Annotated in this window: 12 protein-coding genes; 8 read left to right on the top strand and 4 right to left on the bottom strand. The window is 62.4% G+C overall.

Features of this window, described 5'->3' with window-relative positions; translation table 11 throughout:
* Window positions 1-2: 2 nt before the first annotated feature.
* Complete coding sequence (gene dsbD / locus BLW55_RS03805; protein WP_090326813.1) at window positions 3-1,799, bottom strand: protein-disulfide reductase DsbD; 1,797 nt, start codon at window positions 1,797-1,799, stop codon at window positions 3-5.
* Window positions 1,800-1,978: 179 nt separating this feature from the next.
* On the opposite strand from dsbD, the gene BLW55_RS03800 reads away from it, so the two are divergent.
* From BLW55_RS03800 to BLW55_RS03780, 5 genes are all read left to right on the top strand, one after another.
* The gene (locus BLW55_RS03800) at window positions 1,979-2,728 is read left to right on the top strand and encodes a L,D-transpeptidase (RefSeq protein ID WP_025031805.1); all 750 of its coding nucleotides are present in this window, start codon (window positions 1,979-1,981) and stop codon (window positions 2,726-2,728) included.
* Window positions 2,729-2,767: 39 nt separating this feature from the next.
* Complete coding sequence (locus tag BLW55_RS03795; protein WP_090326810.1) at window positions 2,768-3,433, top strand: response regulator; 666 nt, start codon at window positions 2,768-2,770, stop codon at window positions 3,431-3,433.
* The gene (locus BLW55_RS03790) at window positions 3,430-4,797 is read left to right on the top strand and encodes an ATP-binding protein (RefSeq protein WP_090326808.1); all 1,368 of its coding nucleotides are present in this window, start codon (window positions 3,430-3,432) and stop codon (window positions 4,795-4,797) included. The genes BLW55_RS03795 and BLW55_RS03790 overlap by 4 nt, the downstream gene beginning before the upstream one ends.
* Window positions 4,794-5,387, top strand: a complete 594-nt coding sequence (locus tag BLW55_RS03785; RefSeq protein WP_177175011.1) for a thioredoxin domain-containing protein — start codon at window positions 4,794-4,796, stop codon at window positions 5,385-5,387. Before BLW55_RS03790 ends, BLW55_RS03785 begins: the two co-directional genes overlap by 4 nt.
* A 63-nt stretch (window positions 5,388-5,450) precedes the next feature.
* The gene (locus BLW55_RS03780; RefSeq protein WP_090326804.1) at window positions 5,451-6,617 is read left to right on the top strand and encodes a fumarylacetoacetate hydrolase family protein; all 1,167 of its coding nucleotides are present in this window, start codon (window positions 5,451-5,453) and stop codon (window positions 6,615-6,617) included.
* A 20-nt stretch (window positions 6,618-6,637) separates the two neighbouring features.
* Here BLW55_RS03780 and BLW55_RS03775 read toward each other — a convergent pair whose 3' ends face one another.
* Window positions 6,638-7,234, bottom strand: coding sequence for a thermonuclease family protein (locus tag BLW55_RS03775; protein WP_090326802.1), 597 nt, complete (start codon window positions 7,232-7,234; stop codon window positions 6,638-6,640).
* Between the two features lie 109 nt (window positions 7,235-7,343).
* Complete coding sequence (locus BLW55_RS03770) at window positions 7,344-7,922, bottom strand: putative glycolipid-binding domain-containing protein (RefSeq protein ID WP_090326800.1); 579 nt, start codon at window positions 7,920-7,922, stop codon at window positions 7,344-7,346.
* Between the two features lie 306 nt (window positions 7,923-8,228).
* On the opposite strand from BLW55_RS03770, the gene BLW55_RS03765 reads away from it, so the two are divergent.
* The 3 genes from BLW55_RS03765 (at window position 8,229) to BLW55_RS03755 (ending at window position 9,994) form a co-directional block, all read left to right on the top strand.
* Window positions 8,229-8,957, top strand: coding sequence for a class I SAM-dependent methyltransferase (locus BLW55_RS03765; protein WP_090326797.1), 729 nt, complete (start codon window positions 8,229-8,231; stop codon window positions 8,955-8,957).
* Between the two features lie 157 nt (window positions 8,958-9,114).
* The gene (locus tag BLW55_RS03760; protein ID WP_090326795.1) at window positions 9,115-9,693 is read left to right on the top strand and encodes a TetR/AcrR family transcriptional regulator; all 579 of its coding nucleotides are present in this window, start codon (window positions 9,115-9,117) and stop codon (window positions 9,691-9,693) included.
* A 13-nt stretch (window positions 9,694-9,706) separates the two neighbouring features.
* Entirely contained in the window at window positions 9,707-9,994 is a 288-nt protein-coding gene (locus tag BLW55_RS03755) for a YciI family protein (RefSeq protein WP_090326793.1), read from the top strand.
* Window positions 9,995-10,242: 248 nt separating this feature from the next.
* Here BLW55_RS03755 and BLW55_RS03745 read toward each other — a convergent pair whose 3' ends face one another.
* The gene (locus BLW55_RS03745) at window positions 10,243-13,992 is read right to left on the bottom strand and encodes a vitamin B12-dependent ribonucleotide reductase (protein ID WP_090326790.1); all 3,750 of its coding nucleotides are present in this window, start codon (window positions 13,990-13,992) and stop codon (window positions 10,243-10,245) included.
* Window positions 13,993-14,050: the final 58 nt, after the last annotated feature.

Genomic DNA, 14,050 nt, shown 5'->3' with positions numbered 1-14,050 from the left:
GATCAGAGCGCCTCTGCGGTTTTGGCCGAGCCGGTCAGGTTTTCAACCGTGACGGAGCCGACGAGGCGGGTGCCGGCGACCTCGCGGCCTGCGCTGTCGAAGAAGAGCATGGTGGGCGGGCCTGCCACTTCAAGGGCTTTCATGAGAGCTGCGTTCTCGTCGTTGAAGTCCGACAGGTCGGCCTTGATGAGCTGGAAACCGTCGAGACCGTCGATCACGCCGGCATCCGGCAGGACCGAGCGTTCGATGACGCGACAGGTGACGCACCAGTCGGCGGTGAAATAGACGAGGGTGGGTGCGTCGCCGGCGCTGGCGAGCTGCGCCTTGAGCTCGGGGATGGAGCCGGTCTGCGCAAAGGCGAGGTCGCGGGCGGGGGCGGATGCCTCGCTGCGCTCGGCGATCCGGGCCAGCGGCTTGAGCGGATCGGTGCCGCCGGACGCGGCTCCCAGCATCAGGATGATGCCGTAGATGAGCGACAGCGCGCCAACCGAACGGACGGCGGCGAGCGGCGTCGTTTCGGTGATCTTTGCGCTGAAGGCGAAGCTTGCGATGGCGATCAGAAGGGCGGACCAGAGCGCGAGATCGAGGCCGGCGGGGAAGAGCGGCGTTGCCGTCCAGATGGCAGTGGCCAGGAAACCGAAGCCGAACACGCGCTTGACGCTTTCCATCCATGCGCCGGCGCGCGGCAGGGCCTTGCCGCCAAGCGTGCCCATGATGATGAGCGGGATGCCCTTGCCGATGCCAAGGCCGAAAAGGGCTGCCGCGCCCAAAGCCACATCGGCGGTCTGGGCGATGTAAAGGAGTGCGCCGGCGAGCGGAACGGTGACGCAGGGGCCGACGATGAGGGCGGATGAGAAGCCGAGAATGGCGGCGGAGCGGCGCGACCCACTGAGCCCGCCCGTGCGGTTTGCCACCCAGCTTGTCCATGCGGTGGGCAATTGCAGCTCGAACAGGCCGAACATGGAAAGCGCCAGAACGGCGAAGAGCGCGGACAGAATGCCGATCGTGACGGGCGATTGCAGAACGAGCTGCAGGTTTTGCCCGGACCAGCCGGCGGCAGCGCCCAGAAGCGCGAAGGCCGAGGCGAGCGCAATCACATAGATCGAGGAGAGTTCGAAGCCGCGCCAGGCGGTGAGCCGGTCGCCCTCGCGCGCCAGTGCGCCGGCCATGATGGGATACATGGGAAAGACGCAAGGGGTGAAGGCGAGAAGCAGGCCGAAGAGCGGGAAGCTGACCAGAACGAGAAGAACGCCGCCGCGACCGAGCAGCGACTGAATGAGCCCGTCATCTTCGGCAAGCGCAAAGCCGGTGTCTTCGCTGGCGGTGGGTGCTTCTTCCGTGACCCATTCCACGGGCGCTGCAGCCTGTGGGGCCGCCGGTGTGATGACGGCAAGCGAAAGGGCGTTTACCTGCCGGTTTTCCGGTGCGTAGCAGATGCCGCCATCCTGACAGCCCTGAAAGGTGACGTCGAATGTGCCGAAGACCTGTTCGGCAAGATGTGCGCTCGCCTGATCGTAATAGACTTCGGAGAGGCCGAATGTGGGGTCGTCCTTGCGGATGCCGGGGCTGGTTTCCAGCGGCAGTTCCGCGCCATCCTGCGATGCGCCGATGTGATCGCGATAAAGGTAATAGCCTTCGGCGATCTGCCAGTTGAGGGCCAGTGTGCCGTCTTGCGTGCGCGAGACCTCAAGGGTGAAGGCCTCTTCGACCGGCAGCGGTCTGGCGGTCTGGGCCGAGGTGGGGGCGGGCGCAAAGCTGACGGAGAGGAAAGCCGCGAGCGCGATCAGGATTGTCTTCATTCGGTCACTTCAAATCGTGTGGGCCACCGGGAGCGTGCGCTCATGGCGGATCTCGGAAGGCGGATTGAACGCTTCAACTTAAGGCAGCCTTAAGGTGGGTGTTGTTTGGGCGGCTGGCAAAACAGCAAGGAGTTTTCAGAATGGCGCAATTTCGCGCGGGCATGGGCGTCCGGATGCGTATGTCCGAACTGCCGAACGAAGGACATACGGACGCTGGACACTCTGCAGTTTCAGCGCGATTGGGGCGGCGTGGCTTTCTGGCCGGGTTGAGCGCGCTGGCGGTTTCGGGCTGCGTTGCGAAGCCGAAGCCCGAGGCTCCCAAAGTGGTTGAGCCGCCCAAGCCCAGGCGCGTCGTTCCACCCATGTATTACGCCATGCCCAATGAGCGTTTTCCCATTCCCGAAGTGGACATCAGCCATCTGGACGAGCGCTGGTGGCGCAGGGAGGTGGACTATCCCACCAGCGAACGCAAGGGCACGCTGATCGTGGATACGCCGAACAGGTATCTATACCATGTGACCGGGCCGAACCGGGCGACGCGCTATGGCATCGGCGTCGGGCGTGACGGGTTCTCCTGGGCGGGACGGGCGATCATGGCCTATCGCCGCGAATGGCCGCGCTGGACACCACCCAACGAAATGGTGGCGAGACGTCCGGAACTGGAGCCCTACAGCATCGCCAATGGCGGCATGCCGCCGGGCCTGCGCAATCCGCTCGGTGCGCGTTCGCACTATATCCACCTGAATGGCAAGGACACGCTTTACCGCATTCACGGCACGCCGGAGCCGTGGAGCATCGGCAAGGCTGTTTCGTCTGGCTGTATCCGCTTGATCAACCAGGATGTGATTCACCTGCATGACAATGTAAGGGACGGCAGCCCAATTGTCGTCATACCCGACCCGAAGATGCAGCATCTTCTGGTATCCTGACGGGCTCCGCCCCTTGCCAATGCGAATGAGACGCGTGCGATGCGACTTTTGGTGGTTGAAGACGATCCGCTGCTTCTGGACGGTTTGACCGTGGGGCTGGGGCTTGCCGGCTTTGCTGTTGATGCCGTGGCCACCTGCGAAGACGCTTTCGCCGCACTCAGCGCGCAGGCCTATGAAGGGGTCGTGCTCGATCTGATGCTGCCGGATGGCTCCGGCCTCGACGTGCTTTCGGATCTGCGCCGGCGGGGCGATGCCACGCCGGTGGTGCTTCTGACAGCGCGCGATCAGGTTCCCGACCGGATTACCGGGCTGGACGCTGGTGCAGACGATTATGTGGGAAAGCCCTTTGACCTCGACGAACTGTCGGCACGCGTGCGTGCAGCGGTGCGCCGGGGCAAGGGCCGTTCCAGCGCGACGCTTGCCTGGGGCGGCGTGACGCTCGATCCGGCGAACCAGTCGGTGACCCGCGACGGTGATCCGGTGATCCTGACGCGGCGCGAATTCGCGCTTCTTGCGGCGCTGATGGAACGGCCGGAGAGCATTCTTTCCAAACCGGCGCTCGAAGAATCGATCTATGGCTGGCAGGAAGAGGTGGAGAGCAACGCCGTGGAGGTGCATATCCACAAACTGCGCTCCAAACTTGGCTCCGACTTCATTCGCACCGTTCGCGGGGTGGGCTACCGTCTCCGGGAGACGGACGCATGAGATCTATCCGCGCTCGGCTGATCCTGATCCTCATGGGCTCGACGGGGCTGGTGTGGCTGCTCGCGGTCGGCTGGATCTATCTCAGCACGCAGGCCGAGGTGGAGCGGGTGCTGGATGCGCGGCTGATGGAGGCGGCGCGGATGGTCAATTCGCTTCTTTCCGACCACCGCATCGAGGTGGGGCTGAAAGAGGGGACAGCCAGCCATGTGGTGGGCGAATTCGAGCACAGCCATCGCCCCTATGAACGGCAACTCTCGTGCCAGATATGGACGCTGGAGGGCAGCCTTGTCGGACGTTCGGAGAATGCGCCAACAACGCAGCTGAGCGAAGTCGTGGACGGGTTTTCCGAAACGGATGTGGAGGGTGAGCGCTGGCGCGTCTTTACCGTGGAAAACGAACGGCTCGGCGTGCGCGTCATGGTGGGTGACAGCCTGAAGATCCGCGAAAGCCTCGTTAGTGACGTGATCACGGGGCTGGTGGTGCCCGCGCTTCTGATCCTGCCGTTTCTGGCGGGCGTTATTCTTGTTTCGGTGCGACGTGGCCTCTCGCCGCTGAGTGATATGGCAGACACGCTGTCGCAGCGTGCGGCAAACGATCTGCGCCCGCTGCAGGCCGGTAATCTGCCCAAGGAGATTGCGCCAGCGGTGAGTGCACTGAACGGGCTGTTCAAACGGGTGGAAGATGCGCGTGACCGCGAACGCAGTTTTACCGCCTTTGCCGCCCATGAACTCAAAACGCCGCTGGCCGGCGTGAAGACGCAGGCGCAGATTGCGCTTGCAAGTGACGATCCCGCCCTTCATGCCAATGCGCTGCGGCAGATTACAGCCGGCGTTGACCGCACCAGCCGGCTCGTGAAGCAGTTGCTGGATATCACCGCACTCGAGGCGAACGATGCTGCGCCTAACCTTCAGGCGGTGCGTGCGCAGGTGCTTTTGAAGCAGAGCGTGGCGGAACTGCCCCTGCCTTCAGGCGGGGCGCGTCTCGTAGTCGAAGGCGGAGACGGGGAGGATGCACTGATCCTTGCCGAGCCGCATTTCCTCTCGCTCGCGCTGCGCAACCTGATCGAGAACGCGCTCAACCATTCGCCGGAAAATTCCATGGTTGTGTGTCGGGTGGAGGAAGCCGGCCGCGACGTGCGCCTCGTGGTTGAAGATGAGGGGCCGGGCATTCCGGAAGCCGAGATTTCCACTGTGGTGGAGAAATTTGTGCGTGGGCGAAACCGCTCGGCGACCGGCAGTGGACTGGGTCTTGCAATCGCGCAGGCGGCAATGGCACGCATCGGCGGCGCGCTCGGGCTTGAAAACCGGAGCGGCGGTGGATTGCGCGCCGTTCTGACCGTGCGCGCGGTGGAGGCGGGTGCGTGATCTCCCGGCGTGGATTTCTGGCTGGAGCGACGGCCCTTGTGCCCGGTGTGGCGGGAGCGGCGACCGGACTTGACGAGATCGTGCGCGACCCGGCTCTTCAGGTGCTGGGAAACCCGGCCGGCGATGTGACGATTGCCGAGTTCTTCGATTATCTCTGCCCCTCCTGCAGAGCGATCCATCCTGCGCTCAAGGAGATTGTGCGCTCTGATGGTAATCTGCGACTGACAATGAAGGACTGGCCGATCAACGGCGATCTGGCCTGGTATGCCTCGCGCATGGTGCATGCTTCGGCTGCCCTTGGCGCTTATGAAGCAGCGCACAACGCGGTGATGGCCATAGAGGGCGGGCTGACGCATGGCCGAGTGGACGACGCGCTCGCCAGCGCTGGCGCGGATGCCGGCGATGTGCGCGATGTGCTTGATGTGCATATTGCAGGGATCGACGCCCTGATTGCCCGCAACGAAACGCATGCGAAGGCGCTGAATCTGGCCGGAACGCCTGCATTCCTGATCGGGAAGCGGCTTTACCGGCGGCTCCTCGCCGCCGACGAGATCGAGGCGGCGGTGGCACTGGCGCGATCCGAAAATTAGGGCGCAGTGCATGCGCATCTCTGCTATTCAGGCACGGTTTCATGAGAGGCCGGGAGGGGCGAAATGGTGCAAGCGGCAGGTTTTCCGGAAGAAGGTGTGTTTGTCGGGCGGGTCTGGAAGCCGGATGTGGCGGGACCAGCGCTTTGTGTGCTCCGGGACGGAGCGCTGATCGACATTACGTCACCCGAGGCGCCGACCATGCGCGATCTTCTGGAGATGGACGATCCGGCGGGCTATGCGCGCGAACGGGCGGCAGGCGGAGAGAGGCTTGGCACGCTCGACGCGATTGCCGCAGAGCGCCCTGCCAACACCACGGGCAGCGCGCGCGCACATCTGCTCGCGCCCAACGATCTGCAGGCGGTGAAGGCCTGCGGCGTGACCTTTGCACGCTCGATGATCGAGCGGGTGATCGAGGAACGTGCGGCGGGCGACCCATCGAAGGCGGCGGCGATCCGCGAGCGGTGCCAGGCGATCATCGGCGATAGCCTGCGTGACCTGAAGGCGGGATCCGAGAAGGCCGAAGCGGTGAAGCGGGCGCTGATTTCGGAAGGCGTGTGGTCGCAATATCTCGAAGTGGGTATCGGGCCGGATGCGGAGGTGTTTACCAAGGCACAGCCCATGTCTTCGGTCGGCCACGGAGCGGAAATCGGGCTTCACCCGGTTTCAAACTGGAACAACCCGGAGCCCGAAATCGTGCTGGCGGTGGACAGTTCTTGCAGGGTGAAGGGGGCGGCGCTCGGCAATGACGTCAATCTGCGCGATGTGGAAGGGCGCTCGGCGCTGCTTCTTGGCAAGGCCAAGGACAACAACGCCTCCTGCGCCATCGGGCCGTTCATCCGGCTGTTTGACGACGGGTATGGCATGGACGATGTGCGGGGCGCGGAACTCGACCTTCTTGTGACGGGCGAAGATGGTTTCGTGCTTGAAGGCAAGAGCTCGATGGCGGAAATCAGCCGCGATCCGCTCGATCTGGTGGCGCAGACCTGCGGGCGGCACCATCAATATCCCGACGGGTTCATGCTTTTCCTGGGCACGCTGTTTGCGCCGACGCAGGACCGTGACGTGCCCGGTGAGGGGTTTACGCACAGGGTAGGCGATCAGGTGACGATTTCGAGCCCGGGGCTTGGCGCGCTGACAAACACGGTGCGGCTTTCCACCGATTGCCCTCCCTGGGCTTTTGGAGCGGCGGCGCTGATGCGCAATCTAGCCGGGCGGGGACTTCTTGGGTGAGGAGAGGTGTGCCTGAATAATTACGAGCACCAGGATTCCTTGAAGCCGCGCCAGCGATGGGCGAGACCCTCGGCGATGAGCTGATCGCCGAGAGGTTTTCCATTGCGGTAGAGGCTTCTGAGCTTACGGCCATAGACATCGCGGTCGCGCAGGCTCGTGCGCCGGACCTCAAACGGGCCGGCATTGACCATCTGCTGAAAGCGGCGCTGGGCGCGGCGGGCGAGCTGGGCTTCCTGGGCGCATTGGGGCGAAAAGAGCTCTGGCGTATTGAAGCCGGTCATTCTGATCTTCTCGCCATCGATGTAGAGCGTATCTCCATCAACGATACAGTTGAGGCGTTTCCCGCTTGCACAGACAGGGAAATAGCGGACAACGAAGGGGTGACTTTCGGAACGAGAGTCCGTGAGGAGGTTCGAGATTCTGTCGGTAGGAATGACCGAATAATGTGCCGCCGCCCACCCGGTGACGAGGGCGAGTGTGATCAGTCCAAACCCTTCTTTCAAAACCTGAAACGGGCGCACTGGCCAGCCTTTGCGCCTGCCGGTGCGCTCTGAGCCCTTGCGCCACGGACTGTTGCTTCCGCCTGACCTTGAGGAAAAGTTGTAGATGCGTGCCATCGTCCGCTCCCTGGCGGCAGTTCATCAAACGCATCTGAAGATGGGGTTTTGTTGCGGGAGCGAATTTTAACAATTGCGCTCTGACGCGTATTGCTCTCGCTGGCGCAGTTCAGCCGGGCGGAGCGATGCGCTGGAAGAGATGCTCATAGCTGATGACGAGACCCAAATCGTCCACGGTGAGGTCTGCTTCGAAGCCACTCGACAATCCCAAATCGATGTAATGAACGGCATTCGGACCCTGACGCAGATAGCGCTGACGTGAGCGCGCGACTGTGAGCGCCGGTCCGTCGATGAAGGCGGTGTCGAGCGTGAGGTGTTCGCCGGGCGTGGCCGGCGTGCGGCGGATGGGCGGAGTGTTGCAGAACGGGGTGACGGAAAGGTCCGGCTCGGCGGCCCCGTCAAGATCGGGGCGGGGCGCTCCGTTTACCCGCCAGCCGGTTCCTGCGCGCACGAGATGCAACTGGCCATGACCCTCGCCGTTCCAGCGTTCAACTGTGAGGCTCTGCGTGTGCCACGCGGCGTCGAGCGTCCAGCTGTAGTCTATGCGGCAGCCGCCGGATTCCAGACACAGGACCGTGGAGCGGGCCTCGACGCCCTGCTGGCGGATGGAAAGGGTGAGCCGCTCCAGCCCGTCCATATCCGTGCGGCGCCAGAAAAGCTGCATGGATTGTTCGACCGAGTTTCGCATCGGATGCCTCCGGGAGCCTGCACTGCGCGGTGAGACTATCGGCTTCGCACGGGATCGCAAGAACGGGTGGCCGCGCGGGTTGCATCTCTTGACAGTGCGGGACCGGCAAAGGATATGAATGGCCATGATCGAGCAGGACACGCACATCGTTTCCCGGCTGGCCGGCATCTTCCAGGGCGAGATGCCGGAGCCTGAAACACGCTGAGAAAAAGACGCGGATCATACTCCTGCAGCCTCGCCGCGACGCGGACGGGGTTTTGTGCGTAAATCTGTGCCCCGTCCATTTTTGAGAAATGGAGACAATCAATGGCGCAGAACATCTATGACAATTCCGATTTTTTCAAAGGCTATAGCCAGCTTCCACGGCAGGTACACGGGCTGGCAGGCGCGCCGGAATGGCCGGCCATCGCTGCCATGCTGCCGGATGTGACGGATCGGCGTGTCGTTGATCTGGGATGCGGGTTTGGCTGGGCCTCACGCTATCTGCGCGAGGCCGGCGCGCGGAGCGTTCTCGGGCTCGACGTTTCGCAGAACATGATCGCGCGGGCGCGTGCCGACACTGACGATGCGGCCATCGACTACCGGATCGCCGACCTGGAGACGCTTGAGCTGCCCGGAGGGGCGTTCGACTTCGCGTTCAGCGCGCTGACCTTTCACTATATCCGTGATTTCGAGCGGCTGGTGCGGACGATCCACGGAGCGCTGACACCAGGCGCGCATTTCGTGTTCACCATCGAACATCCGGTTTTCATGGCGGCCATGCGGCCGCGCTGGCTGCCGGACGAAGACGGGCACAAAACCTGGCCGGTCAATTGCTATGCAATGGAAGGGGAGCGGCGCACCGACTGGTTCGCCAGGGGCGTGCTCAAATACCACCGCACCATGGCGACGACGCTGAACGCGCTGATCGGCACGGGATTTGCGCTGCGCGAAATCAGGGAGTTCGCACCGACCGATGCGCAGATTGCGCAGATGCCGGAACTGGCCGAGGAACTGGAGCGGCCGATGATGCTTCTGGTTTCGGCGCAGCGGTGAGGGAGTGGCGTGCGCAGGGGGGCGGGCGCCACTCTGCAAGGCCACAGTGCCACAGCTCAATCAGACAGGTTTCTCGCTTCTGGAATTGGCACTGCGGTGACTTGCATGATTTGGACAATTGTCCTAATCATGCAAAACCACTTGCAACGAGGTCTTCATGGCTGCTGCTTCCACCCGCCACAACATCATCGAAATCGCTGATGACCTGTTTTATCGGGGCGGGTTTGAGGCGACGTCGTTTGCGGACATTGCCGTAAAGGCCGGCATCTCCCGAGGCAATTTCTACTATTATTTCAAGACCAAGGACGAGATTCTGAATGCCGTCATAGACCGGCGGCTTCAGCGCACCAGGACAATGCTGGACGGGTGGGAAGCGCAGGCTCCGAAACCGCGCGAGCGGATTGTTGCCTTCATTGAACTTCTGATCGCCAACCGTGCTCCGATCATGGCCCATGGATGCCCGGTTGGCACATTATGCGCCGAACTCGCCAAGCTCGACCACGTGCACCAGGAGCGGGCGGCGGAGATTTTTGGCCTGTTTGCCCATTGGCTTGAAGAGCAGTTCAGGGCGCTGGGCGCGGATGAGACGGCGTGGGAATGGGCGCTGCATGTTCTGGCCTGGTCGCAGGGCGTGGCGTCGCTCGCCACGGCGTTCAAGGACGGAGATTTCATCCGCCGGGAAGTGGCGGACATTACCGGCTGGCTCGACGGCCGGATTGCATCATTGTCGAATTGAGGAGTTTCTTCGCATGTTTGTGACGCTTTTGAAGTTTGCCGAGAACCGAAGCGCCGCTGGGGAATTCATGGCTGGCCACAATGAATGGATCGCCAAGGGGTTTGCCGATGGTGTGTTCCTGAGCGTCGGCTCCTTGCAGGAGGGCGGCGGCGCGGTGATTGCTCATGGCGAGAGCCGCGAGGCCCATGATGCGCGCATTGCCGCCGATCCCTTCGTGGAGCATGGCGTGGTGAGAGCGGAGACTTATGAGATCGACCCGAAGCGCACGGTGCCAGCGCTGGAGTTTACGAAGGCGGCGTAGCGGTAGGGCGGGCAGGTGCGTTTTGACAGTTGCGATGCCATTCAACGGGGAAAACCGCTGAAACGCTGGGCTAGGCAATGGGAAATCGGCCTGATTGAGAAAACCAATCCTGAATGGAACGCGCTTTGCGGAATTGGGGCTTGCCCCGGGGCTCCATGCCATTCCGGTGATGCTTTACGCGAATAGAAAAGGCCCGCACCTAAGGTACGGGCCTTGTTTCAATCACTTGGAGCGTCGCTGCTACCGCCTCAGCTACACCCGCTCGTCGCGCCGCAGGTGTCGCACTTCTCGCAGGTGCCGTTGCGCACCATGGTGAAGTTCTGGCATTCCGAGCACATATTGCCCGTGTAACCCTGCATGATCGCCTGCTGGCGGCGGTGGGTTTCCACCTTCTTGGCGTCGGCGGCTTCCGTAGCGGCGGCTTCGGTGAAGACATCGTTGATGTCGTTGTCCTGCGCCACCTCTTCGGCCAGTTCCTTCGCACGCTCCTCATAGTCACGACGGAAGGCGGTGGCCTCTTCCTGTAGTTCGGAGACCGCCGGTTTCAGCGCATGCACCGTTGCTCCGGAGGAGATGGCACGCACCGTGCTGCCGGATGACCCCTTGGGTTCGCCACCGGACTTGCCCGAAACGACCTTGAGCGGCGCGCCGCGGGTCAGGCCCTTGGAATAGGGCAGGGCCTTGCCCTCATTGATGCCGCGGCCAAGCGCGGTGTTGGTGAAGTCGGATGTGTCCACATGGGCAAGGTCGGACCGGTCGAGATAGGAAACGGCCAGCTCGCGGAACACATAGTCGAGGATCGACGTGGCGTTCTTGATCGCGTCATTGCCCATGACCATGCCGGCCGGCTCGAACTTGGTGAAGGTGAAGGCTTCCACATATTCGTCGAGCGGCACGCCATATTGCAGACCGAGCGAGATGGCGATGGCGAAATTGTTCATCATGGCGCGGAAGGCTGCGCCTTCCTTGTGCATGTCGATGAAGATCTCGCCGAGGCGGCCATCGTCGAATTCGCCGGTGCGCAGATAGACCTTGTGCCCGCCGATCACCGCTTTCTGGGTGTAGCCCTTGCGGCGGTTGGGCAGCTTCTCGCGCTCGCGCACCACTTTCTCGACCACGCGCTCGATGATCTTTTCCGAGACCGCCGCAGCCTGAGCGGCGGTTGGTGCTGCGACCAGCTCCTCGACCAGATCGTCGGCATCCTCTTCATCGTCGGCGATGAGCGAGGCATTGAGTGGCTGCGAGAGTTTTGAGCCGTCGCGGTAGAGCGCGTTGGCCTTGAGCGCCAGTTTCCAGGAAAGGAGATAGGCCTCCTTGCAGTCCTCGACCGTGGCCTCGTTGGGCATGTTGATGGTCTTGGAGATGGCGCCCGAGATGAAGGGCTGGGCAGCGGCCATCATGCGGATGTGGCTCTCGACCGAGAGATAGCGCTTGCCGATCTTGCCGCACGGGTTGGCGCAATCGAAGACGGGCAGGTGCTCTTCCTTCAGATGCGGTGCGCCTTCCAGCGTCATGGCACCGCAGATGTGGATGTTGGCTGCCTCGATCTCCTTCTTGTTGAAGCCGAGGGCGGCCAGCATGTCGAAGGAGAAATCGTCGAGCTGTTCGTCGGTGAAACCGAGCTTCTCCCGGCAGAAATCTTCACCCAGCGTCCACTTGTTGAAGGCGAACTTGATGTCGAAAGCCGATTTGAGCGCGGCGTTGACGGCGGCGATCTTCTCGTCGTCGAAACCCTTGCCCCTGAGGCTGGTCGGGTTGATGGACGGCGCCTGGTCGAAATTGCCATGACCGACGGCATAGGCCTCGATTTCGGCGATCTGTGCTTCGGAATAGCCGAGCGTGCGGAGCGCTTCCGGAACGGCGCGGTTGATGATCTTGAAGTAGCCGCCACCGGCCAGCTTCTTGAATTTTACCAGCGCGAAATCAGGCTCGATGCCGGTCGTGTCGCAGTCCATGACGAGGCCGATCGTGCCCGTGGGCGCAATGACGGTGGCCTGCGCATTGCGGTAGCCATGCTTTTCGCCGAGCTCGAGCGCGCGGTCCCAGGCGGCGCGTGCATGCTCGATCAGGTCGGCATGCGGGCACTCGTCCGCCTTGAGGGGGACCGGGTTTACGGACAGGCCCTCATAACCCTCGCTCTGGCCATGGGCGGCGCGGCGATGGTTGCGGATGACGCGCAGCATGTTTTCGGCATTGCGCTCATAATCGGGGAACGCGCCGAGCTCGCCGGCCATTTCGGCCGAGGTGGCGTAGGAAACACCTGTCATGATCGCCGTCAGTGCGCCGCCAATGGCGCGGCCTTCCGGTGAATCGTAGGGGATGCCGGAGGTCATCAAGAGGCCACCGATATTGGCATAGCCGAGACCCAGCGTGCGGTACTCGTAAGAGAGCTTTGCGATTTCCTTGGACGGGAACTGGGCCATCATCACGGAGATTTCGAGCACCATGGTCCACAGGCGCACCGTGTGCTCATAGGCCGCGATGTCGATGGAGCCGTCCTTGTTGCGGTACTGCAAAAGGTTCATCGATGCGAGATTGCAGGCCGTGTCGTCCAGGAACATGTATTCCGAGCACGGGTTCGAGGCGCGGATCGGGCCCGCCGCCGGCGAGGTGTGCCAGTCGTTCATGGTGGTGTTGTAGTGCAGACCCGGATCGGCCGACGCCCACGCGGCATAGCCGATCTTCTCCCACAGATCGCGGGCCTTCACGGTTTTGGCGACCTTGCCGTCGATGCGGTTGATGAGGTTCCAGTCGCCATCGGCTTCGACGGCACGCAGGAAGTCGTCCTTCAAGGAGACGGAATTGTTTGAATTCTGGCCGGAGACGGTGAGATAGGCCTCCGAATCCCAGTCCGTGTCATAGGTTTTGAAGCCGAGATCGGTATAGCCCTGTCGCGCGAACTGGATGACGCGCTGGATGTAGTTTTCCGGCACGGCATTGCGCTTGGCGGCCTTGATCTCACGCTTCAGCGCCGGGTTCTTGGACGGGTCGAAGCAATCATCATTGGCGCCCTCGCAATTGATGCAGGCCTTCATGATGGCGTCGAGATGCTTCCTGGCGATCTTGGAACCGGTGACGAGGGCAGCAACCTTCTGCTCCTCCTTCACCTTCCAGTCGATATAAGCCTCGATATCGGGATGGTCAGCATCGACCACGACCATCTTGGCCGCGCGGCGGGTTGTGCCGCCCGACTTGATGGCGCCGGCGGCACGGTCGCCGATCTTGAGGAAGGACATGAGGCCCGACGACTTGCCACCGCCAGAGAGCTTCTCGCCTTCGCCGCGCAGATGCGAGAAGTTGGAACCGGTGCCCGAACCGTATTTGAAGAGGCGTGCTTCGCGGACCCATAGATCCATGATGCCGCCTTCATTGACGAGATCGTCGCCGACCGACTGGATGAAGCACGCATGGGGCTGCGGGTGCTCATAGGCCGATTTGGATTTCACCAGCTTGCCGGTGAAGGGGTCGACGTAATAGTGGCCCTGGCCGGGACCGTCGATGCCATAGGCCCAGTGCAGGCCGGTGTTGAACCACTGCGGCGAATTGGGGGCAACGCGCTGGGTGGCGAGCATGTAGCACAGCTCGTCCATGAACGCCTGCGCGTCTTCCTCGCCATTGAAATAGCCGCCCTTCCAGCCCCAGTAGGTCCAGGTGCCGGCGAGACGGTTGAAGACCTGCGCAGCGCTGGTCTCGGAGCCATAGCGCTCATCCTCGGGCAGGTCCTTCAGGGCTTCCTCGTCAGCCACTGAACGCCACAGGAAGGAGGGGACGTCGTTCTCCTCGACCTTCTTAAGGCGGGCGGGCACACCGGCCTTGCGGAAATATTTCTGGGCCAGAATGTCACTGGCGACCTGTGAGAACTGCGCCGGAACGTCGATGTTCTCCAGCCGGAAGACAATGGAGCCATCCGGGTTCTTGATTTCGCTTGTGGCCTTGCGGAAGGAAATCTCCGCGTATGGGCTCTGGCCTTGCTTTGTGAACCGGCGTTCGATGCGCATTTTATCCTCTTCGCCCCTAATCCAAATATAGTGTCTGCAACGGTCAATGCCTCATCAC

The sequence above is a fragment of the Nitratireductor aquibiodomus genome (genome assembly GCF_900105565.1).
In the GTDB taxonomy this organism is placed as follows: domain Bacteria; phylum Pseudomonadota; class Alphaproteobacteria; order Rhizobiales; family Rhizobiaceae; genus Nitratireductor; species Nitratireductor aquibiodomus.
The sequence above is the reverse complement of the archived record's forward strand: the minus strand, read 5'-3'. Positions and strand labels throughout refer to the sequence as shown.

Excerpts from the sequence above, each read along its gene's own strand:
- dsbD (WP_090326813.1), bottom strand. The coding sequence starts at position 1,799 with ATGAAGACAATCCTGATCGCGCTCGCGGCTTTCCTCTCCGTCAGCTTT.
- BLW55_RS03800 (WP_025031805.1), top strand. The coding sequence starts at position 1,979 with ATGTCCGAACTGCCGAACGAAGGACATACGGACGCTGGACACTCTGCA.
- BLW55_RS03795 (WP_090326810.1), top strand. The coding sequence starts at position 2,768 with ATGCGACTTTTGGTGGTTGAAGACGATCCGCTGCTTCTGGACGGTTTG.
- BLW55_RS03790 (WP_090326808.1), top strand. The coding sequence starts at position 3,430 with ATGAGATCTATCCGCGCTCGGCTGATCCTGATCCTCATGGGCTCGACG.
- BLW55_RS03780 (WP_090326804.1), top strand. The coding sequence starts at position 5,451 with ATGGTGCAAGCGGCAGGTTTTCCGGAAGAAGGTGTGTTTGTCGGGCGG.
- BLW55_RS03775 (WP_090326802.1), bottom strand. The coding sequence starts at position 7,234 with ATGGCACGCATCTACAACTTTTCCTCAAGGTCAGGCGGAAGCAACAGT.
- BLW55_RS03770 (WP_090326800.1), bottom strand. The coding sequence starts at position 7,922 with ATGCGAAACTCGGTCGAACAATCCATGCAGCTTTTCTGGCGCCGCACG.
- BLW55_RS03765 (WP_090326797.1), top strand. The coding sequence starts at position 8,229 with ATGGCGCAGAACATCTATGACAATTCCGATTTTTTCAAAGGCTATAGC.
- BLW55_RS03760 (WP_090326795.1), top strand. The coding sequence starts at position 9,115 with ATGGCTGCTGCTTCCACCCGCCACAACATCATCGAAATCGCTGATGAC.
- BLW55_RS03755 (WP_090326793.1), top strand. The coding sequence starts at position 9,707 with ATGTTTGTGACGCTTTTGAAGTTTGCCGAGAACCGAAGCGCCGCTGGG.
- BLW55_RS03745 (WP_090326790.1), bottom strand. The coding sequence starts at position 13,992 with ATGCGCATCGAACGCCGGTTCACAAAGCAAGGCCAGAGCCCATACGCG.